This is a genomic window from Streptomyces sp. NPDC046866 (assembly GCF_040704625.1).
Lineage (GTDB): Bacteria > Actinomycetota > Actinomycetes > Streptomycetales > Streptomycetaceae > Streptomyces.
Genome location: NZ_JBEYXN010000001.1, coordinates 682891 through 702838, shown reverse-complemented (window position 1 = coordinate 702838; position 19948 = coordinate 682891). Strand labels below are relative to the sequence as shown.

General features: G+C 74.0%; 19 protein-coding genes. 7 read left to right on the top strand and 12 right to left on the bottom strand.

Annotated features, from left to right (window positions below; translation table 11 throughout):
• Together AB0953_RS03290 and trpS are read left to right on the top strand one after the other, a co-directional pair.
• A partial coding sequence (locus tag AB0953_RS03290) for a hypothetical protein (protein ID WP_366857646.1) occupies positions 1 to 214 on the top strand: 214 nt, incomplete at its 5' end.
• 512 nt (positions 215 to 726) lie between these two features.
• Complete coding sequence (trpS, locus tag AB0953_RS03285) at positions 727 to 1725, top strand: tryptophan--tRNA ligase (RefSeq protein ID WP_366857645.1); 999 nt, start codon at positions 727 to 729, stop codon at positions 1723 to 1725.
• Positions 1726 to 1829: 104 nt separating this feature from the next.
• Here trpS and proC read toward each other — a convergent pair whose 3' ends face one another.
• The 5 genes from proC to AB0953_RS03260 form a co-directional block, all read right to left on the bottom strand.
• Positions 1830 to 2639, bottom strand: coding sequence for a pyrroline-5-carboxylate reductase (proC, locus tag AB0953_RS03280; protein ID WP_366857644.1), 810 nt, complete (start codon positions 2637 to 2639; stop codon positions 1830 to 1832).
• Between the two features lie 95 nt (positions 2640 to 2734).
• The gene (locus AB0953_RS03275; RefSeq protein WP_366857643.1) at positions 2735 to 3523 is read right to left on the bottom strand and encodes an ABC transporter permease; all 789 of its coding nucleotides are present in this window, start codon (positions 3521 to 3523) and stop codon (positions 2735 to 2737) included.
• Positions 3520 to 4335, bottom strand: a complete 816-nt coding sequence (locus AB0953_RS03270; RefSeq protein ID WP_366857642.1) for an ABC transporter ATP-binding protein — start codon at positions 4333 to 4335, stop codon at positions 3520 to 3522. The genes AB0953_RS03275 and AB0953_RS03270 overlap by 4 nt, the downstream gene beginning before the upstream one ends.
• Before the next feature lie 51 nt (positions 4336 to 4386).
• Positions 4387 to 4908, bottom strand: coding sequence for a hypothetical protein (locus AB0953_RS03265; protein ID WP_366857641.1), 522 nt, complete (start codon positions 4906 to 4908; stop codon positions 4387 to 4389).
• A 92-nt stretch (positions 4909 to 5000) separates the two neighbouring features.
• Entirely contained in the window at positions 5001 to 5303 is a 303-nt protein-coding gene (locus AB0953_RS03260) for an SH3 domain-containing protein (protein ID WP_366857640.1), read from the bottom strand.
• Positions 5304 to 5411: 108 nt separating this feature from the next.
• Here AB0953_RS03260 and AB0953_RS03255 point away from each other — a divergent pair, with 108 nt between their 5' ends.
• Positions 5412 to 7595, top strand: coding sequence for a serine/threonine-protein kinase (locus AB0953_RS03255; protein WP_366857639.1), 2184 nt, complete (start codon positions 5412 to 5414; stop codon positions 7593 to 7595).
• A 197-nt stretch (positions 7596 to 7792) separates the two neighbouring features.
• Here the strand turns inward: AB0953_RS03255 and ilvD are convergent, their stop codons facing one another.
• The 4 genes from ilvD to AB0953_RS03235 all read right to left on the bottom strand — a co-directional run bounded on the left by ilvD (position 7793) and on the right by AB0953_RS03235 (position 12335).
• Positions 7793 to 9643 carry a dihydroxy-acid dehydratase gene (ilvD, locus tag AB0953_RS03250; RefSeq protein ID WP_366857638.1) on the bottom strand — a complete coding sequence of 617 codons (1851 nt, stop codon included), beginning with the start codon at positions 9641 to 9643 and terminating at the stop codon, positions 7793 to 7795.
• A 124-nt stretch (positions 9644 to 9767) separates the two neighbouring features.
• Positions 9768 to 10457, bottom strand: coding sequence for a TetR family transcriptional regulator (locus AB0953_RS03245; protein ID WP_366857637.1), 690 nt, complete (start codon positions 10455 to 10457; stop codon positions 9768 to 9770).
• Positions 10454 to 11281, bottom strand: a complete 828-nt coding sequence (locus AB0953_RS03240; protein ID WP_366857636.1) for a sugar phosphate isomerase/epimerase — start codon at positions 11279 to 11281, stop codon at positions 10454 to 10456. Before AB0953_RS03240 ends, AB0953_RS03245 begins: the two co-directional genes overlap by 4 nt.
• 106 nt (positions 11282 to 11387) lie before the next feature.
• Positions 11388 to 12335: a Ppx/GppA phosphatase family protein gene (locus tag AB0953_RS03235; protein ID WP_366857635.1), complete on the bottom strand. Its 948-nt coding sequence runs from the start codon at positions 12333 to 12335 to the stop codon at positions 11388 to 11390.
• 63 nt (positions 12336 to 12398) lie between these two features.
• Between AB0953_RS03235 and AB0953_RS03230 the strand changes: the two genes are divergently transcribed.
• Positions 12399 to 13238: a hypothetical protein gene (locus AB0953_RS03230; RefSeq protein WP_366857634.1), complete on the top strand. Its 840-nt coding sequence runs from the start codon at positions 12399 to 12401 to the stop codon at positions 13236 to 13238.
• 148 nt (positions 13239 to 13386) lie between these two features.
• On the opposite strand, the gene AB0953_RS03225 is transcribed toward AB0953_RS03230, so the two are convergent.
• Complete coding sequence (locus AB0953_RS03225; protein ID WP_366857633.1) at positions 13387 to 13593, bottom strand: antitoxin; 207 nt, start codon at positions 13591 to 13593, stop codon at positions 13387 to 13389.
• Between the two features lie 85 nt (positions 13594 to 13678).
• Positions 13679 to 15424: a hypothetical protein gene (locus tag AB0953_RS03220; protein WP_366857632.1), complete on the bottom strand. Its 1746-nt coding sequence runs from the start codon at positions 15422 to 15424 to the stop codon at positions 13679 to 13681.
• 161 nt (positions 15425 to 15585) lie between these two features.
• Between AB0953_RS03220 and radA the strand changes: the two genes are divergently transcribed.
• On the top strand, positions 15586 to 16998 hold the full coding sequence (gene radA / locus AB0953_RS03215; protein WP_366857631.1) for a DNA repair protein RadA: 1413 nt from the start codon (positions 15586 to 15588) through the stop codon (positions 16996 to 16998).
• Between the two features lie 149 nt (positions 16999 to 17147).
• Positions 17148 to 18272, top strand: coding sequence for a DNA integrity scanning diadenylate cyclase DisA (disA, locus tag AB0953_RS03210; RefSeq protein ID WP_366857630.1), 1125 nt, complete (start codon positions 17148 to 17150; stop codon positions 18270 to 18272).
• A gap of 78 nt (positions 18273 to 18350) precedes the next feature.
• On the opposite strand, the gene AB0953_RS03205 is transcribed toward disA, so the two are convergent.
• A complete protein-coding gene (locus tag AB0953_RS03205; RefSeq protein WP_366857676.1) occupies positions 18351 to 19154 on the bottom strand; it encodes a hypothetical protein in 804 nt (267 codons plus the stop codon).
• A gap of 168 nt (positions 19155 to 19322) precedes the next feature.
• Here AB0953_RS03205 and AB0953_RS03200 point away from each other — a divergent pair, with 168 nt between their 5' ends.
• Positions 19323 to 19937, top strand: coding sequence for a phosphatase PAP2 family protein (locus AB0953_RS03200; RefSeq protein ID WP_366857628.1), 615 nt, complete (start codon positions 19323 to 19325; stop codon positions 19935 to 19937).
• Positions 19938 to 19948: the final 11 nt, after the last annotated feature.

Genomic DNA, 19948 nt, shown 5'->3' with positions numbered 1-19948 from the left:
TCTGGCGTTGATTTTTGGCACGCTGTTGAGTTCTCAAGGAACGGACGCTTCCTTCGTACTCACCCTCGCGGGCTTTCCTCCGGGCTTTCGTTCTTCGTTTTTGTTTCCTGCGATTCAGACTCTATCAGAGTCTTTCTCGCTCCGCCTTCCGGGCTTTCGCTTTCGCGTTTTCCCTTTCGGCGGTTCCGACTCTATCAGATCCTTTCGGGCCTGACTCCCGGTCAGCGGGATTTGCCGTTCGGACTGTTGGGCCCTCGCGGCGAGTGAGACATTAGCGGATTCCTTGCCCCCGAACCTAATCGGCGACTGCGTCCTAGAACGCGGTTTCCTCATTCGCAAATACGCATGAAAACGAGACGGCGGAGTGCGCCGTTCGTTCGAGTGTGTAGTGCGGGATGGCTGTCCGGGGACCGACCGAGGTCGGCGCTCACGTCGGACAACTCGAAGTACCTTACGGATGGCGCACAGGTGTGTCAACTCGCGGAACTCCCGGACAGGAACCGTCCGAAGGGCTAGCCTGGACCCCATGACTACGCATGCGCTCTCGCCCAGCCTTCGCTGGTGGGCCGCCTGACGGCGGCCGGACCTCCACGCGAGCACGCATGCGCTCACGGCCGCCGCCTCGGCGGCCGTTTCTGTTTCTCCCTCCGGGAGTGGCTGGTCGCCCGACGCGGTGGCCCCGTCACCCACCCACGCGCACCACCACCCACAGGGAGAGCAGCAGACATGACGAGGATCTTCAGCGGGATCACGCCGTCCGGACACCTGACGCTGGGCAACTACCTCGGGGCCCTGCGGCAGTGGGTCGCGGCCGAGCACGCGCCCGGGGACTCGCTGTTCTGCGTGGTCGACCTCCACGCCCTGACCGTCGAACACGACCCCGCGCGGGTACGGCGCCTCAGCCGGCAGGCCGCGACGCTCTTCCTCGCCGCCGGCCTGGATCCGCGCAAGTGCACCCTCTTCGTACAGAGCCACGTCGCCGAGCACACCCGGCTCTCCTACCTGTTGGAGTGCACCGCCACCGACGGGGAGCTGCGGCGGATGATCCAGTACCGGGAGAAGGCGGCCAAGGCGGAGGCCGCCGGCCGGGGCGTACGGCTGTCGCTGCTGACGTATCCGGTGCTGATGGCCGCCGACATCCTGGCCCACGCCGCGGACGAGGTGCCGGTGGGCGAGGACCAGCGCCAGCACGTGGAGCTGGCCCGGGACCTGGCGGTGCGGTTCAACCAGCGGTACGGGCACACCTTCACCGTGCCCCAGGTGACGCTGCCCGCCGTGGGCGCGCGGGTCATGGACCTGCAGGAGCCGACCTCGAAGATGGGGAAGTCCAGTGAGAACGGCGCCGGGATCGTCTACCTGCTCGACGAGCCGGCGGTCATCACCAGGAAGGTGATGCGGGCCGTGACGGACAGCGGGGACGGCGGGGTGGTCTACGACCGGGCCGCGCGGCCCGGGGTGGCGAACCTGCTGGACATCCTCGCCGCCTGTACGGGCGGGGAGCCGGAGAAGCTGGCCGACGGGTACGCGCAGTACGGGCCGCTGAAGCGGGATGTCGCCGAGGCCGTGGTGGAGCTGCTGCGGCCGCTGCAGGAGCGGCATGCGGAGCTGGCGGCGGATCCGGGCGAAGTGGAGCGGGTGCTGCGGGAGGGGGCCGGCCGGGCTCGGGCCGTCGCGCGGCCGGTGGTGGACCGGGCGTACGAGGCGATCGGGCTGCTGGCCCCGTGAAGCCGGTGTCCCCGTGAGGCCGGTGGAGGGGCGGGCGGCCCGCGCGCGTGCGGGGGCCGCTCGTCCTTGCGTTTCTGTCCGCGTCTCCCCGTGTCCCTGCTGCGTCAGTTGCTGCCGGAGGCGAGTTCGCGGCTGCGGTCGCGGGCCGCTTCGAGGGCGGCGATGAGGGCGGCGCGGACGCCGTGCCGTTCGAGTTCGACGATGGCGTTGATGGTGGTGCCGGCGGGGCTGGTGACGGCCTCGCGCAGCTTGACGGGGTGCTCGCCGCTGTCGCGGAGCATCACGGCGGCGCCGATGGCGGCCTGGACGATGAGGTCGTGCGCCTGGGCGCGCGGCAGGCCGAGGAGGATGCCGGCGTCGGTCATCGCCTCGACGAGGAAGTAGAAGTAGGCGGGCCCGGAGCCGGAGAGGGCGGTGGCGGCGTCCTGCTGGGACTCGGGGACGCGCAGGGTCTTGCCGACGCCGCCGAAGATCTCCTCGGCGTGGGCGAGGTGCGCGGCGGTGGCGTGGCTGCCCGCCGAGATGACGGACATGGCCTCGTCGACGAGGGCGGGGGTGTTGGTCATGACGCGGACGACAGGGGTGCCGGGGGCGAGGCGCTCCTCGAAGAAGGAGGTGGGGATGCCGGCGGCGCCGCTGATGACCAGGCGGTCGGCGGGGACGTGGGGGGCGAGCTCCTCGAGGAGCTTGCCCATGTCCTGGGGCTTGACGGTGAGGATGAGGGTGTCGGCGCGCTTGGCGGCTTCCGCGTTGCTGACGGCCTCGACGCCGTAGCGGGCGCGGAGCTCCTCGGCGCGTTCGGCGCGGCGGGCGGTGACGAGGAGCTTTCCGGCGGGCCGGCCGCCGCGGATCATTCCGCTGAGCAGGGCCTCGCCGATCTTTCCGGTACCGAGGACTGCGACTGTCTGGGTCATGCCCGAATTCACCTCGCCGAACTGACGGACGTACGTCGTACGCGGCCATCCTTGCACTCGGGCGGGGTGCGGGGGGCGTGGTGTCCGCTCCGTGGTCAGGGGGTGCGGCGGCGCAGCGTGGCCGCGCCGAGGGCGAGGACGAGCAGGGCGCAGGCGGCGACGATCGCGGCGTCGCGGACGAAGTCGGCGGTCATGTCGGTGTGGGTGAGGACCTGGGTCATGCCGTCGACGGCGTACGACATGGGCAGGACGTCGGAGAGGGCTTCGAGGGCGGGCTGCATGGTGCTGCGCGGGGCGAAGAGTCCGCACAGCAGGAGCTGGGGGAAGATCACGGCCGGCATGAACTGGACGGCCTGGAACTCGGAGGCGGCGAAGGCGGAGACGAACAGTCCGAGTGCGGTGCCGAGGAGGGCGTCGAGGAGGGCGACGAGCAGGAGCAGCCAGGGGGAGCCGACGACGTCGAGGCCGAGGAGCCAGAGGGCGAGGCCGGTGGCGAGGAGCGACTGGGCGACCGCGACGGCGCCGAAGGCGAGGGCGTAGCCGGCGATGAGGTCGCCCTTGCCGAGGGGCATGGCGAGGAGGCGTTCGAGGGTGCCGGAGGTGCGTTCGCGCAGGGTGGCGATGGAGGTCACCAGGAACATGGTGATGAGGGGGAAGATCCCGAGGAGGGATGCGCCGATGCCGTCGAAGGTGCGCGGGCTGCCGTCCAAGACGTAGCGCAGCAGGGTCAGCATCAGGACGGGTACGAGCAGCATCAGGGCGATGGAGCGCGGGTCGTGGCGCAGCTGGCGCAGGACGCGGGCGGCGGTGGCGGTGGTGCGGGCGGCGCTGAGGGCGGCGGCGCCGAGGGCGGGACCGGTGGGGGTGGTGGGCGAGGCGGTCATCGGGGCTGCTCCTGGGCTCGGGGTGCGCGGGCGCGGGCTTCGTCGACGAGGCGGAGGAAGCCCTCCTCGACGGTGGCGGAGTGGGTGCGGGTGCGCAGGGCGTCGGGGGTGTCCTGGGCGAGGAGGCGGCCTTCGCGCATGAGGAGGAGGTCGTGGCAGCGCTCGGCTTCGTCCATGACGTGGGAGGAGACGAGGATCGTGGCGCCCCGGTCGGCGGCGAGGTCGTGGAAGAGGTTCCACAGGTCGCGGCGCAGGACGGGGTCGAGGCCGACGGTCGGTTCGTCGAGGACGAGGAGCTCGGGGGTGCCGAGCAGGGCGACGGCGAGGGAGACGCGGCCCCGCTGGCCGCCGGAGAGCTGGCCGGCGAGGGCGTCGGCACGGGCGGTGAGGTCGACGTCGGCGAGGGCGCGGGTGACGGCGGCGCTGCGGCGGTCGGCGGCGGCGCGTCCGGGATCGAGGACGGCGGCGAAGTAGTCGAGGTTCTGGCGCACGGTGAGGTCGTCGTAGACGGAGGGGGCCTGGGTGACGTAGCCGATGCGGGAGCGCAGGTCGGGGTGGCCTGCGGGGCGGCCGAGGACGTCGAGGGTGCCGGTGACGTGGGCCTGGGTGCCGACGATGGCCCGCATGAGGGTGGATTTGCCGCAGCCGGAGGGGCCGAGGAGGCCGGTGATGCGGCCGCGGGGGACGTCGAAGGCGAGGGAGTCGAGGACGGTGCGCGGAGTGCGGCCGGTGCCGCGGCGGACGGTGAGGGCGTGGGCGCGGACGGCGGGGGTGCTCGCTTCGGGCGGCCCTTGCTCTCCATTATTCATCATGTGATGAATAATGGACCTGGCTGTGCCGGGCGTCAACGGGGTCGCTGCTTCTTACTTCCTGCGCTTCGGGCGGCGGGCCGCCGGGTTGCCCGTGCGGCTGCTGCGGCGGCGCTCGTACTCGGCCCTGGCGCGCTCGTACTCGGTGCGGCGCAGCTTCTCGCCGGGCGCCTCGGAGAGGCAGCGCAGGAAGTAGGCGATGAGGGAGCCGATGAAACCGATCGTCTTCAGGCCCTTGAGGGCGGCCTCGTCGGAGGACGGCCGCGGGCGGCTGCCGAAGGACTCCCAGGTCTTGGCAAAGGCGATGGCGCTGGCGATCGCGAAGAGGACGACGACCGAGATGCTGAGGAACGGGCCGACGTTGCCGATCTCCAGGCCCTCGTAGGCCAGGCGGAGCAGGTACGCCGAGGTGAAGGCGGCGCCGAGCGAGCCGGCGGCGAGGGCGACGCGGCGCAGGGCGTAGCCGCCGTCGTGCGCCACCCAGGTGGTGCCGAAGAAGCGGATCGGCTCCGGCCGGGGGCCGGCCGGGACGGCGGGTGCCGGCGCGGCGGGGGTCTGCTGCTGCTCGTCGCTCACATCGGCGATTATCCACCGCCGGGGCGGAGTGGCCCGGTCCGTCTCACGTGTCAGACGGACCGGGCGGCGCCGTGCGCGGGCCGGCTGCGCCGTCAGCCGCAGGCGGAGGCGACGTAGCCGTCGCTGCCCGTGTGGACGTAGGAGTCCGAGACGAACTCGCCGTTGCCGACGCAATCCCAGATGGCGGTGGTGCCGTACGGACCGCTGACCCTCTCGCCGTCCGTCTGGCAGCGGATCGTGACCGACGCGCCGTACGGGAGGACCCGGACGATGGAATAGGCGGTGCCGGGACCGCTGCGGACGTTCACCCGGTAGCCCGGGGCGACCGGGAACGTCTGGAATCCGGACCCGGAATCGAGGGTCTGGAATTGGCTGGATTCGGTCTCTGCCGACATGTGGAAAAACTCCCCCCTTGGCATTGCTCTGCGCAACTCGCGCAGGGTAGCAGGCCCTTGGAGGTGCGTCCGGCCCATCGACTAGGCTCCCGCGGGGGTGGTTGAGCGGTGCAGTCGCTGCGCGCGGACTACGTGGGCTTTCCTGAATACGCCGGCCGGTACCGGCTCGAGTCCGTGCTCGGATCCGGCGGCATGGGCGTCGTCCATCTGGCCACGTCCGGTTCCGGGCTGAAACTCGCCGTGAAGATCGTGCACCCCCAGCACGCGGTCGACCCGGAATTCCGCGCCCGGTTCCGGCAGGAGGTCACCGCCGCACGGCGGGTCAGCGGGGCGTTCACCGCACCGGTCGTCGACGCCGACCCCGAGGCCGAGCGGCCCTGGATGGCCACGCTGTTCATCGACGCCCCGACGCTGTCCGAGCGGGTACGGGAACGGGTCCTGGACGAGGCCGAGCTGATGCGGCTCGCCGCCGGGCTGGCGGAGGCGCTGCGCGACATCCACCGGGCCGGGGTCGTGCACCGGGACCTGAAGCCGAGCAACGTGCTGATGGCGCCGGACGGGGTGCGGGTGATCGACTTCGGGATCTCCCGGCCCGCCGACAGCGATCTGCGCACCGAGACCGGGAAGCTGATCGGGACGCCGCCCTTCATGGCGCCCGAGCAGTTCCAGCGGCCGCGGGAGGTCGGGTCGGCCGCGGACGTGTTCGCGCTGGGGGCCGTCCTGGTGCACGCGGCCACGGGGCGCGGGCCGTTCGACTCCGACAGCCACTACCTGGTGGCCTACCAGGTGGTGCACGGCGAGCCCGACCTGACCGGGGTGCCGGCGCCGCTCGCCCCGCTCGTGGCGCAGTGCCTGGCGAAGGACCCGGCCGAGCGGCCCACGGCCGACGCGCTGATCTCGGCGATGCGGGCGCTGGCGTACCCGACGGGTGAGGACACGCAGGTCTTCGTGCCGCGGCCTCGGCGGCCGGTGTCGGCGGGGCCGGCTGCTGCGGACGTGCCGACCCACCGGCGGGAGCGGGGCGGCGCCGCCCCGGCCGCCGCGGCTGCCCCGACTGCCCCGGCCGGCGGGCCCGGGCGGGGGCGGCGGCGGATGCGGGGGGCGCTTGCCGCGGGGGTGGGGCTGGGCCTGGTGGCGGGTGCGGCCTGCTGGTACCTGTGGGGCGGCGGGGACGCCGCCGGGCCGCAGCAGCGCGCCGGCACGGACGCGCAGGCCGGGCGGCCGGCCGCTGCCCGGCCGTTCGCGCCGTGGTCGCGGGTCCTGGGACAGGCCGGCGGGGGGCCGGCCGGGGCCGCGCCGTCGGCGTGCTCCTGGGCGGACGGGGCCCTGTACTGCGCGGGGTACGGGCTGGCCGCGGCCCGGCTGGATCCGGCCGACGGCTCCGTGGTGTGGTCCGTGAAGGCCTCCTCCGGCGCGGTGGAGACCGCCGCGCCGCTGCCCGGCGCCGGGCTGGTGATGACCACCTCGGCCGGCGGGCGGACGCTGCGCGCGCTGGATCCGGCGACGGGGGCGGAGCGGTGGAAGCGGGTGCTGCCCGCCGGGTCGCGGATCGTGCCGGCGGGTCCGCGGGTGGTGGTCGCGCAGCCGGACGGCAAGGCGGTCTCCGTGGACGCGGCGACCGGGGCCGAGCGGTGGACCAGGCCGTTCGGCGGGGTGGGGTCGGTGTGGTGCGCGGGCGAGGGCGCGAACCCGCCGGTGTACGTGGCCACGCCGGCCGCCGACGGCAAGTCCACCCAGGTCTCGGAGGTCGACCCCGCCACGGGCACGGCGCGGGCGCTGGCCAGGACGCCGGGGGTCGCGGAGCCGGTGGGGGTGGCCCGGGGCGGGCTGTACCTGCTGGAGAACGACGCGGAGTCGATGACCCGGTCCGTGCAGCGGGTCGACCTCGGGGCGCGGGCGGCGGTGCGGGCGGTGCGGCTCTCGGCGCCGCTGCTCCAGGCGCAGGCGGCCGTGGGAGCGGACGGCACGGCGTACGTCTTCGGAGTGTCGGGGGCGCTGGTGGCGGTGGGAGCGGAGCGGGAGGAGTGGCGGCTGCAGACCGGGGTGACGGCGGCGTCGCGCCCCGCCCTCGGCGCCGACCGGCGGGTGTACCTCACCGCCGTGGACGGGCGGCTGCTGGCGGTGGACGGCACCGCGGGGCGCCTGATCGGCCAGACCCCGCCCCGCATGGGCACGGGCCGCGGCTTCACCGCGACCCTGCCCGCCCCGGTCGCGGCCGCGGACCGCGTCTTCGCCTCGGCCCCGGACGGCACCGTCTTCGCCGTCCCGACCCAGGACCCGGCCGCCTGGTAGCCCCACCCGGCGCCCTGGGCTCCACCCCAGCCCCCGCGCCTCAAACGCCGGCGAGGCTGGATCTGCCGGACCCTGCTGCGAAGGCACGGGGCGGCCGGGGGCTCCGCCCGGGGTGGTCGGGCGGAGCCCAAGGGTCCGGGCGCGGCCCGGGGCAGACCCGGGCGTGGCCCGGGCGGTCCGGGCGCGGCCGCGGGGGGTCAGCCCAGCTTGGTGACGTCGCGTACGGCGCCCTTGTCGGCGCTGGTGGCCATGGCCGCGTACGCGCGCAGCGCCGCCGAGACCTGCCGCTCGCGGTTCTTCGGGGCGTAGACGCCGCCGAGGGCCTCCCGGCGGGCCGCCAGCGTGGCCTCGTCGACCAGCAGTTGGATCGAGCGGTTCGGGATGTCGATGCTGATCCGGTCGCCGTCCTCGACCAGGGCGATGGTGCCGCCGGAAGCCGCCTCCGGCGAGGCGTGTCCGATGGACAGGCCCGACGTACCGCCGGAGAAGCGGCCGTCGGTGATCAGGGCGCAGGTCTTGCCCAGGCCGCGGCCCTTGAGGAAGGAGGTCGGGTAGAGCATCTCCTGCATGCCGGGGCCGCCGCGCGGGCCCTCGTAGCGGATGACGACCACGTCTCCCGGCTTGACCTGCTTGGACAGGATCTTCTCCACCGCCTCGTCCTGCGATTCGCAGACCACGGCCGGGCCCTCGAAGGTCCAGATGGACTCGTCCACGCCGGCCGTCTTCACCACGCAGCCGTCTTCGGCGAGGTTGCCCTTGAGGACGGCGAGGCCGCCGTCCTTGCTGTACGCGTGCTCGACGGAGCGGATGCAGCCGCCCTCGGCGTCGAGGTCGAGGGACTCCCAGCGCTCGGACTGGGAGAAGGCGGTGGCGGAGCGCTTGCAGCCGGGGGCGGCGTGCCACAGCTCCATGGCCTCGGCGGACGCCGTACCGCTGCGGACGTCCCACGTGCCGAGCCAGTCCTCCAGGTTGGCCGAGTGGACCGAGGTGACGTCCTTGTTGAGCAGGCCGCCGCGGTGGAGCTCGCCGAGGATGGCGGGGATGCCGCCGGCGCGGTGCACGTCCTCCATGTAGTACGTGCCGCCGGGGGCGACGTTCGGGGCGACCTTCGCCAGGCAGGGGACGCGGCGCGAGACCTCGTCGATGTCCTTGAGGTCGTAGTCCAGGCCCGCCTCCTGCGCGGCGGCGAGCAGGTGCAGGATCGTGTTCGTGGAGCCGCCCATCGCGATGTCCAGGGCCATGGCGTTCTCGAAGGCCTGGCGGGTGGCGATGTTGCGCGGCAGGACGGAGTAGTCGTCCTGCTCGTAGTGGCGCTTGGTGATCTCCACGACGGTGCGGCCGGCCTCCTCGTACAGGGCGCGGCGGGCGGTGTGCGTGGCGAGGACGGAGCCGTTGCCGGGCAGGGCCAGGCCGATGGCCTCGGCGAGGCAGTTCATGGAGTTGGCGGTGAACATGCCGGAACAGGACCCGCAGGTCGGACAGGCGTTCTCCTCGATGCGCAGGACGTCCGCGTCGGAGACGTTCTCGTTGGCGGCGTCGACCATGGCGTCGATGAGGTCCAGCTTGCGGACGGTGCCGTCGACGAGGGTGGCCTGGCCGGCCTCCATGGGGCCGCCGGAGACGAACACGACCGGGATGTTGAGGCGCATGGCGGCCATCAGCATGCCGGGGGTGATCTTGTCGCAGTTGGAGATGCAGATCAGGGCGTCGGCGCAGTGGGCCTCGACCATGTACTCGACGCTGTCCGCGATCAGGTCGCGGGAGGGGAGGGAGTAGAGCATGCCCGCGTGCCCCATGGCGATGCCGTCGTCCACCGCGATGGTGTTGAACTCGCGCGGGACGGCGCCGGCGGCGCGGATGGCGTCGGAGACGATCCGGCCGACGGGGGCGAGGTGGGTGTGGCCGGGGACGAACTCGGTGAAGGAGTTGGCCACCGCGATGATCGGCTTGCCGATGTCCTCGCTCGCTACGCCCGAAGCGCGCATAAGGGCGCGGGCGCCCGCCATGTTGCGGCCGTGGGTGACAGTGCGGGACCTCAGCTCGGGCATCGGGTTCACTCCCCATGAGTGCGGTGGCGTTGCGCGCCGCCGCGACTGTGGATATGGCTCGGTTACGAGGCTACGCCTCCGGACCGGGATACGGACAGCGCGTCCGGATGCCGGGACGGGAGGGTCAGCCCTCGGTCAGGTAGCGCTGCAGGGTGGGGGCCACCAGGGCGACGATCGCCTCCGGGTCGGCGGAGGCGAGGGGCTCGACCTGGACCACGTACCGCAGGATCGCGATGCCGACCATGTGGGAGGCGGCCAGCTCCGCCCGGAAGGTGGGGTCCGGGACGTCGAGGTCGGCGGCGACCCGCTCCAGGACGCGGCGCAGGACCAGCCCGCGCAGCACCTTGGCGGCGGCCTCGTGGGTGAGGGCCGAGCGGATGACGGCGAGGAGCGGGGCCCGGGTGACGGGGTTCTCCCAGATGCCCAGGAAGTAGCGGGCCAGGCGTTCGCCGATGCCCTCGGGGCCTTCGCCGAGGATGGCGGGGACGACGAGGGCGGGCTCCATGCTGAGCTCGATCGCGGTGGCGAAGAGCTCGTCCTTGCTGCCGAAGTAGTGGTGGACCAGGGCGGGGTCCACGCCGGCGGCCTTGGCGATGCCGCGCACGGAGGTCTTGTCGTAGCCGCGCGCGGCGAACTCGGAGCGGGCGGCGAGGCGGATGCGCTCCTGGGTGCCCGGGCCCTCGTCTGCCTCGTCCTGGCGGGGCCGGCCGGGTCCGCGGCGGCGGACCGCCTTGCGGGGCTGGGGGGACGGGGAGTCCTTGGGCGGCCGGGGGTCCCCGCCCGGCCCGGGCGTCTCGGCGGCGGGCCCGGTCACGGTCGGCGGGCCGGGGTCGTGCGGGAGGCGGCCAGGTGGAGGCGGGTGAAGGCCAGGGCCTCGGCGAGGTCGGCCTCGCGCTCCGCGGAGGACATGGCGCGGCGGGTGTTGACCTCGATCACGACGTGTCCGCCGAAGCCGTTCACGGCGAGGCGTTCCAGCAGCTCGGCGCAGGGCTGGGTGCCGCGGCCCGGAACGAGGTGCTCGTCCTTGGCGGAGCCGTTGCCGTCGGCGAGGTGGACGTGGGCGAGGCGGTCGCCCATGCGGTCGACCATGGCGGTGGCGTCGGTGCGGGCGGTCGCGGTGTGGGAGAGGTCGACCGTGAAGTGCCGGTAGTCGTCCTGGGTGACGTCCCATTCGGGGGCGTACGCGAGCATCTCGCGGTCGCGGTAGCGCCAGGGGTACATGTTCTCCACGGCGAAGCGGACGTCGGTCTCCTCGGCCATCCGCCAGATGCCGGTGACGAAGTCCCGGGCGTATTGGCGCTGCCAGCGAAAGGGCGGATGGACGACGACGGTGCTCGCGCCGAGCCGTTCGGCGGCCGCCTGGGCGCGCCGGAGCTTGGTCCACGGGTCGGTGGACCAGACGCGCTGGGTGATCAGCAGGCAGGGGGCGTGGATGGCGAGGACCGGGATGCCGTGGGTGTCGGAGAGGCGGCGCAGGGCGTCGACGTCCTGGCTGACGGGGTCCGTCCAGACCATGACCTCGACGCCGTCGTAGCCGAGGCGTGCGGCGATCTCGAAGGCGGTCGCCGTCGACTCCGGGTAGACGGAGGCGGTGGAGAGGGCGACTTTCGCGGTCGGGATGCGGACTGGTTCTGCCACGGGGACAGGGTACCGATGGCCCGCCGGGGCGGCTCCGGGGCCGTCCGCGGGCGGGATGGGCGGCCGGGCGGGCTGCCGGGAGGGCTGCCGGCCGGGCTGCCGGGCCTCAGGTCGCGAGGTGGGTGTCATTGGGCAGGTGGTCCAGGCGGCGCAGGATGACGCCCTCGCGCAGGGCCCACGGGCAGATCTCCAGCGTCTCGACGCCGAACAGGTCCATCGCGCCCTCGGCGACCAGCGCCCCGGCCAGCAGCTGGGCGGCGCGGCCCTCGGAGACGCCGGGCAGGGCGCAGCGCTGCGCGATCGTCATCGCCGAGAGCCGCGGCACCCACTCCTCGAGGTCCTTGCGGCTGAGGTCGCGCTGGACGTAGAGCCCGTCGGCGGAGCGGGCGGCGCCGGCGATGCGGGCCAGCTGCTTGAACGTCTTGGAGGTGGCGACGACGTGGTCCGGCGCCCCGAAGCGCGCGAACTCGCCGACGGTGCGGGCGATCTGGGCCCGTGCGTGCCGGCGCAGCGCGCGCACGTCGGCCGGGTCGGGCGGGTCGCCGGGGAGCCAGCCCGAGGTGAGGCGGCCGGCGCCCAGGGGGAGGGAGACGGCCGCGTCCGGGTCCTCGTCGATGCCGTACGCGATCTCCAGGGACCCGCCGCCGATGTCGAGGACGAGCAGCTTGCCCGCGGACCAGCCGAACCAGCGGCGGGCGGCGAGGAAGGTCAGCCGGGCCTCGTCCTCGCCGCTGAGGATGGGCAGCTCGATGCCGGTCTCGGCCTTGACCCGGGACAGGACCTCGTCGGCGTTGGTGGCCTCGCGCACGGCGCTCGTCGCGAAGGGCAGGACGTCCTCGCAGCCCTTGTCCTCGGCGGCCTGGACGGCGCCGGCGATCACCGAGACGAGGCGGTCTATGCCCTCGGGGCTGACCGCGCCGTGCTCGTCGAGGAGCTGCGCGAGGCGCAGTTCCACCTTGTGGGAGTGCGCGGGCAGCGGGCGCGCGCCGGGGTGCGCGTCGACCACGAGCAGGTGGATCGTGTTGGAACCCACGTCAAGGACACCGAGTCTCATACGAGGAAACGCTACTGTGCGGCAGGAGTATGGGTGGCGTAAGGGGCGCTTAGGCTTGGGTTTGTGCCCAATATGAAGAAGGCCAACAAGCCCAAGAACACCAAGAAGGCCAAGGCCGCCGCGGATGCCGCGGGGCAGGCGGCCGCGGCCGCGGTCGCCGGTGACGAGAAGGGGCTCGACTTCGCCCGGGCCTGGGTGGAGTTCCCCGACCCCGCCGACGACGAGCAGGTCTTCCGCTGCGACCTGACGTGGCTGACCTCGCGCTGGACGTGCATCTTCGGGAGCGGCTGCCAGGGCATCCAGGCCGGGCGGGCGGACGACGGCTGCTGCACGCTGGGCGCGCACTTCTCCGACGAGGACGACGAGAAGCGGGTCGCCGAGCACGTGGCCCGGCTGTCGCCGGAGCTGTGGCAGTTCCACGAGGTGGGTACCGAGTCGGGCTGGGTGCAGAAGGACGAGGACGGCGAACGGCAGACCCGCCGGTACGAGGGGGCCTGCATCTTCCTGAACCGGCCCGGCTTCCCGGCCGGGGCGGGCTGCTCCCTGCACATCCTGGCGCTGCGCGAGGGGCGCGAGCCGCTGGAGACCAAGCCGGACGTGTGCTGGCAGCTGCCGATCCGGCGTACGTACGAGTGGATCGACCGGCCCGACGACACGCGGGTGCTGCAGGTGTCGATCGGGGAGTACGACCGGCGCGGCTGGGGACCGGGCGGGCACGACCTGCACTGGTGGTGCACGTCGGCGACCTCGGCGCACGGGGCCGGCGAGCCGGTGTACGTCTCGTACCGGGCGGAGCTGACGGAGCTGATGGGCAAGGAGGGGTACGCGGAGCTGGTGAAGCACTGCGAGGCCCGGCTGGCCTCGCTGCTGCCGATGGCTCCGCACCCCGCCGACCCGGTGTAGCCCCGCCGGCCCGGTGGAGGTCCGCGGGCGCGGTGCAGGCCTGCCTGCCCGCGGCCCGTGTGCGCGTCAGCCCGTGCGCGGGCCGTGCGGACCGTGCGCGGCCCGGCCGCGGGCTGCGGCCGGGCCGGACTCGTCGGAGCCGTGTCTTCTAGGCCTGGGGCGGGTTGTCGCGGTCCTGCGGGTGCTGCGGGCCGGTGCCGAACTGGTGGCGGAGCTTCTCCTGGGCCATGTCGACCTGGCTCTGGTACTTGCTCTGGGTCCGCTCGTCGACCATGTCGCCGCCCTTGTCGATGGCCCGGTCCGTCTGGGACTCGTGGCCCTTCAGCATGTGCTTGAGCTTGTCCATCATGCCCATGTCTCGGCCTCCTCGGCCTCTGGTGGTTCCGACCCCTCCAGGGTGGCCGCGGTGATCCCGATGCGCACGTCGTGGCGGGGCGGGCCTAGGAGGGGGTGGCCGAGGCGGGGTCGTCGGGGGAAGCAGAAACCGTTCCTCCGGATGCGGTCGGTGTCGGGGCGGGCGTCGGCTCGGGTGGCTGCGTCGGCGTCGGGGTCCCGGTGGGCGTGGGCGTCGGCGTCGGGGACGGCGGGGTCGGCGTCGGGGTCCCGGTGGGCTGCGGGGACTGGGTCGTCGGGGTCGGGGTGGGCGCGGGACGGCCGCGGCCGCGGATGGCGATCACCGCGCCGGCCGGGTCCACGCCGACGCGGGCCGTCCAGGCCCCGACCGGCTCCTCGTCGGGGTCGACGGCGATGCGCACGGTGGCGGAGGCGCCGGGGGCGAGGGTCCCCGCGGTGCTGCTCGCGCGCAGCCAGGGGGCGTCGGACCACAGCCGCCACTCCACGGGGGCCCCGCCGGAGGCGGTGAGGGTGAGGGTCGTGGTGTTCCCGTCCGAGGTGGCGGCGACGGTGAGGCGGCCGGCGGCGCCGGGGCCGCCGGGCCGGCCGGGCGCGGCCGGCGGGCCGGAGCTGATCACCTCGACGGAGACGTCCGAGGCGGGTGCGGCGCGCCCGGTGGCGAAGCCGGGGACACCGGTGGTGCGGGCGGTGCTGCCGGTGTTCTCGAAGGTCCGCATCGGGCGGCTGCCGGTGTGCGGCAGCGGGAGCTCGGACTCGCTGGCGGAGATCCGGGCCCCGTCGGTGCCGGGCTCGCCGGTGCTGGGCGCACCCCGGTACGCGGCCCACAGGGCCAGGACCGGGGCGGCGACGACGGTGGCGACGACGGTGGTGGTCACGGCCCGGGCGCGCAGCCGGTCGCGGCGGGCGGCGCGGTCCCTGGGGTCCAGCGGGAAGCCGGTGCGGTCGAAGCGGGGGGCGGGGCGGCGGCCGCGGCCGGTGCGCTGCATGGCGGCGTGGACGGCGGGGCGGGGGGCCTGGACCAGGGGCAGGGCCGCGTCGACGCCGCAGGATCCGGGCCAGGGTGCGGAGGCGTCGACGCGTTCGGCGACGCGGCGGCACCGGGGGCAGTCGTCGACGTGCCGGACGAGTTCGGCGCGCAGGGTGGTGGAGAGCAGGACCTGCCCGTCGCCGGCGGTGAGCCGGGAGACCGAGGGGCAGCCGCCGGTCTCGACGACGGCGAGGGCGGCGCGGGTGCGCTCGACCTCGCAGGCGGCGCCCGCGAGGAGTTCGCGGGCGGTGGCGGGGGGCGTGCCGAGGACGGCGGCGAGTTCGGGCACGCCGAGCCGGTGGCGGACGGCGAGCTCCAGTGCCTCGCGCTGCTCGGGCGTGGTGCCGGCGGCCTCGGGCCAGGCGAGGCGGGCCAGCTCGGTGCGGCGGTAGGCGCTCACGTCGAGGGGGCGGTGCGCCTGCGCGGCCCGCTCCGCCTCGGCATGCGCGGGCGTGCGCCGGGCGGAATGCGCCCCGGGCCGGATGCGCCGCTGGTCGGTCAGCCGCCGCAGGCAGCCCCAGCGGGCGAGGGCGTACAGCCAGGCCCGCCGGTCGCCCTCGTCGGGGCAGCGGCCGGGGTGGCGGTCGGCGACGGCGAGGACCTCGGCCAGCACGTCGGTGGCGGTGTCGTGGTCGCACAGGACGGACAGGCAGTAGGTGAACAGGCCGTCGAGGTAGGGCTCGTGCCGGAAGGGAGGGGGCGGCTGGGGCGGCTGTTCTCCTTCGAACCCCTCAGGGGGCGTGCGCCCGTGCGCCCGTTGTGCGCCGGTGCGCCGGGCGGCGGTTTCCTGGTTGCGGCTGCTCACCCTGGCGAAGGTAGGCCGCCGTCCCGCGACGGCCGTGAAGCCTTGAGCTGTTTTAGCCCTTACGGGTGACGAGATCGAACATGCGCTGACCGCCGCCCTGACGCCTGGCGGGCGCAGCCGCGCGGACGGGACTGTCGGCGGGGCCCGATACCGTGGTCCGCATGGCTGCCCGTACATCCCGATCGTCCGCCAAGGACCGGCCCTCCTACCGCTGCTCCGAGTGCGGCTGGACGACCGCGAAATGGCTCGGCCGGTGCCCCGAGTGCCAGGCCTGGGGCACCGTCGAGGAGATGGGCGCGCCCGCCGTGCGGACCACCGCGGCCGGCCGCGTCTCCACCGCCGCGCTCCCGATCGCCCAGGTCGACGGCCGCACGGCGACCGCCCGCAGCACGGGGGTGGACGAGCTGGACCGGGTCCTGGGCGGCGGGCTCGTGCCCGGCGCGGTGGTGCTCCTCGCGGGCGAGCCGGGCGTCGGCAAGTCGACGCTGCTGCTGGACGTGGCGGCCAAGGCCGCGAGCGCCGACCACCGCACCCTGTACGTCACGGGCGAGGAGTCGGCGAGCCAGGTGCGGCTGCGGGCCGACCGGATCAACGCGCTCGACGACCACCTCTACCTGGCCGCCGAGACCGATCTGTCGGCGGTCCTCGGCCATCTCGACGCCGTGAAGCCGTCCCTGCTGGTCCTGGACTCCGTACAGACCGTGGCCTCGCCCGAGATCGACGGCGCCCCCGGCGGCATGGCCCAGGTGCGGGAGGTGGCCGGAGCACTGATCCGGGCCTCCAAGGAGCGCGGGATGGCCACCCTGCTGGTCGGACACGTCACCAAGGACGGGGCGATCGCGGGTCCGCGGCTGCTGGAGCACCTGGTGGACGTGGTGCTCAGCTTCGAGGGCGACCGGCACGCCCGGCTGCGCCTGGTGCGCGGCGTGAAGAACCGGTACGGGGCCACCGACGAGGTGGGCTGCTTCGAGCTGCACGACGAGGGGATCACCGGGCTCGCCGACCCGAGCGGGCTGTTCCTGACCCGGCGCGCCGAGCCGGTCCCGGGGACCTGTCTGACGGTGACGCTGGAGGGCAAGCGGCCGCTGGTCGCCGAGGTGCAGGCGCTGACGGTGGACTCGCAGATCCCCTCGCCGCGGCGGACCACGTCGGGCCTGGAGACCTCCCGGGTGTCGATGATGCTGGCGGTGCTGGAGCAGCGCGGGCGGATCAGCGCGCTCGGCAAGCGCGACATCTACAGCGCCACCGTGGGCGGGGTGAAGCTGACCGAGCCGGCCGCGGACCTGGCCATCGCGCTGGCGCTGGCGTCCGCCGCGAGCGATGTGCCGCTGCCGAAGAACCTGGTGGCGATCGGGGAGGTCGGCCTGGCGGGCGAGGTGCGCCGGGTGACCGGGGTGCAGCGGCGCCTGGCGGAGGCGCACCGGCTCGGTTTCACGCACGCGCTGGTGCCGGTCGACCCGGGGAAGGTGCCGCCCGGCATGAAGGTCACGGAGGTCGCGGACATGGGCGATGCGCTGCGGGTTCTGCCGCGGCGGCGCTCCCGCCCGGCGGCCCGCGAGGAGGCCCCGCAGTAGCCCCGCAGGAGCCGCGGGACGGCTCCGCGCAGGGCCCCCCGGGAGGGCACCTGGCCAAGCCACGGCGGGCGCGCAGCGCACGCCGGTAGACTTTGTGCTGGTCCGCCCGGCCCTGTGCAGGCGGCGCAACCCGCGACCGGAGGAGTGCAGTGGCAGCCAAGGACGGGGCAGCAGCATCCGGGAAGTCGGGCGCGAGCTCCAAGCAGGAAACCATGATGCGTACCTCGCTGAGCGCGGTCGCACCTGGTCAGCCCCTGCGCGACGGCCTGGAGAGGATCGTCCGCGGCAACACCGGCGGCCTCATCGTCCTCGGGATGGACAAGACCGTCGAGGCCATGTGCACGGGTGGTTTCGTCCTGGATGTCGAGTTCACCGCGACCCGGCTGCGCGAGCTGTGCAAGCTCGACGGCGCACTCATCCTCGACAAGGACCTCACCAAGATCCTGCGGGCCGGCGTGCAGCTGGTGCCGGACGCGTCGATCCCGACGGAGGAGACCGGCACCCGCCACCGCACCGCGGACCGCGTGTCCAAGCAGTGCGGCTTCCCGGTCGTGTCCGTCTCGCAGTCGATGCGGCTGATCGCCCTGTACGTGAACGGGGAGCGCCGCGTCCTGGAGGAGTCGGGGGCGATCCTGTCCCGGGCGAACCAGGCGCTGGCCACGCTGGAGCGGTACAAGCTGCGGCTGGACGAGGTCGCGGGCACGCTGTCGGCGCTGGAGATCGAGGATCTGGTCACGGTGCGCGACGTGACGGCGGTCGCCCAGCGGCTGGAAATGGTTCGCCGGATCGCCACGGAAATCGCCGAGTACGTGGTCGAACTGGGCACGGACGGCAGGCTGCTGTCGCTGCAGCTGGACGAGTTGACGGTCGGGATCGAGCAGGAGCGCGAGCTCGTGATCCGCGACTACGTGCCGGAGCCGACGGCGAAGCGGTCGCGGACGGTGGACGAGGCGCTGCCGGCGCTGGACGCGCTGTCGCACCCGGAGCTGCTGGAGCTGGGCATCGTGGCCAAGGCGCTGGGGTACACCGGCTCGCCGGAGACCCTGGACTCGGCGGTGTCCCCGCGCGGCTACCGGCTGCTGGCGAAGGTGCCCCGGCTGCCGGGGGCGATCATCGAGCGGCTGGTGGAGCACTTCGGCGGGCTGCAGAAGCTGCTGGCGGCCGGCGTCGACGACCTGCAGACGGTGGACGGGGTCGGCGAGGCCCGCGCCCGCAGCGTCCGCGAGGGCCTGTCGCGGCTGGCGGAGTCCTCGATCCTGGAACGCTACGTCTGACCCGGAAGCGGCGGGCGGCGGCAGGTCTGCGGCGGGGGCCCGGGCGCATCGACGCCCGGGCCCCCGCCGCCGCACTCCCTAGTCGTGCTTGAGCACGAAGGAGGTCCGCGCCACCGGCATGCCGGGGGACTTCACCTCCACCACGTAGGTGTCGGGGGCGGCGGTGCCCGCCGGGGGCGTCTGGCACTGGTCCGGGGCGCTGAACTTGCGGTCCCACTCGAGGGCTTGGCGGGTCTCCCCCTGGGCGGGAACGCGGAAGAACACACTGCCGGCGCCCGCCGGGCAGTCCGCCGAGGACCACACCGCCTTGTTGCCGGTGGCCTGGAGGATGGTCAGCACGGCCTGCCGGGGGCCGAGGTCGATCTTGCAGGTGGTGCCGGAGACGTTGCGGGCGATCAGTTCGAGCCGGGGCTTCTCGTTGGCCTCGTACTCGTTCTTGACGCTCCTGACCTCCCACTGGAGTCCGCTCGTGGAGCAGGTGGGCAGCGGGGAGTCCGCCGGGATCGGGGCCGCGCCGCCGGCCGCGCCCGCGCCGCCGGCCCCGCTGCCGCCCGGGGCGCCGGCGCCCGCGGCGGAGCCGGAGCCCGCGCCACCGCCGGAACCGGAACCGGCGCCGGGGTCACCGTTCTTGCCGGCCGAGGCGCCCGACTCGGCGCGCCCGCCGGGCGCCTGACTGATCGCCGGGCCGCTCCCTGAGGGTCCGGGGGTGATCGAGGCGGCGGGGTCCGGCCCCTTCTGGCCCTTTCCGTTCGTACTCGACGTGCCGCCACCGGAACTGACGGCCCATACGACGAGCAGCGCGATGAGCGCGACGACGGACGCCAGCACGGCCCTCCGTCGCCAGTAGATGGAGGAGGGGAGCGGCCCGACCGGATTGCGCATAGATCCCACGGACGGAACTCTACGAGAACCGGCGGCCCGTTCCGTGCCCCACATGCCGCGGGGCGGCCCGTTTTGCCGATGATCATCTTGCGTCGGACCGGCGGACCGGCGAGATTCGGCCAGGGGTCCCGCACGGCGTCCCCGGACCGTTGAGTACGGTCGGTCACCATGGATTCCTCCGGTCTTTACCGCGACATCACCGATTCCGCCCACGAGGCGCCCGGCTGGGTTCAGTCGGCGTTCGAGGCGTGGACCGAGTACGGCCTCCTGCTGTTCGGAGTGCTGTTCATCGCCGTGTGGCTGCGGGCGCGCGGCCGCCGCGGCCCCCGCCCCCTCGCCCTGGCGGTTCTCGCCCCGTTCGCCACGGCCCTCGGCTACGTGGCCTCGGAGCTCCTGAAGTCCGGGGTGACGGAGGAGCGTCCGTGTCGTGCGGTCGCCCGCGCCGCGGCCTCGCTCGTGCCGTGCCCGCCGCCCGGCGACTGGTCCTTCCCCAGCAACCACTCCGCGATCGCGGGCGCCGCGGCCGTCGCGCTGGCCCTCGCGGTGCGTCGGCTGGCGCTGCTGACGGTGCCGATGGCGCTGCTGATGGCGTACTCCCGGGTCTTCGTCGGCGTGCACTACCCGCACGACGTGGGCGTCGGCCTGCTGGCCGGCGGCACCGTCGCCGCCGTGGCCGTCCTCGCCCTGGCCGGTCCGATCAGTACGATCACCGGCGCCATGCGGGCGAGCGACAACCGGGTGGCACGGTGGTTCACCGGTCCGGGCTCCGCGCAGCGGGCATGAAACGTGCCAGG